At 45.2% G+C, this 852-nt stretch carries 1 protein-coding gene and 1 pseudogene; both read right to left on the reverse strand.

Translation table 11 applies throughout. The features are described 5' to 3' along the window. Positions 1 to 706 (reverse strand): octanoyl-[GcvH]:protein N-octanoyltransferase (gene ywfL / locus ACWHAR_RS25100; RefSeq protein WP_452088185.1); only part of this gene is annotated, 706 nt, incomplete at its 3' end. A gap of 48 nt (positions 707 to 754) precedes the next feature. Continuing rightward, a pseudogene (locus ACWHAR_RS25105) lies at positions 755 to 852 on the reverse strand (LysR family transcriptional regulator); the annotation flags it as partial.

Below are 852 nucleotides of genomic sequence, written 5' to 3' on the forward strand. Positions count from 1 at the left end.
CTTGTACGGAGATGTCTTTTTGCAGAAGCTCACTTAAGGACGCCATCGTTTCCGGACGTATTTCCGGATAGACGCCTTTTTTATCGTTTTGTTTGTCTTTCAGCGCCGCTTGATAGAATCGTCTGATCAAGTCGGCCCTTTCACTGCCGCTTTTATCCGCACAGAGATAAATTTGAACAGCGACTCCGCCGCGAACGCGTCTCTGAGAGATGCCGGCAAACTTTTTGCCATTTATACTGAGGTCATAGCTGCCGGGACAATAAGACCCTTCAATTTCATAGGCTTCGATCTTTGCGTTATACGGTCTCATCATTCGTCTCATCAGCTCGACCATCGCTTCATATCCTTTGTCTATATCGATGCCTTTCTTTTCGTCCTCGAATATGAGAGAGATATTTAAAACACCGTCATCCAATACGACGGCAAGACCGCCGGAATTGCGTACAATCACACGGTATCCTTCACTCTCCAGCAAGGAGATGCCATCCTGCAAAAACGGGAGGCGTGTATCCTGTATTCCAAGGACAATTGTATCGTGGTGCACCCATGAGCGCGCTGTCGCCGGCGACACGCCTTTTCCGACGGACATGCACAGCGTATCATCCATTGCGAAGGATTGCTTCGCATCAAATAAAGGGCCGAGACTGGATTGGTCAATAACTCTCCATTTCGGCTGCATCAGTAAATCAATCGGTTGGTTTGCCATCTATGTAAAACCCTTTCATGTTAGGCTTATTGAACGAAAACTATTATATCATTTCAGAAGCTGTGATTGATAATTGCTTTTCAGCATCGTAAGAAAAATTTCTTTATTTTTTGTATTCTCCATGAGAGGGGAATGAATGTAAGACA

The sequence above is a fragment of the Bacillus sp. LR--39 genome (assembly GCF_053613335.1).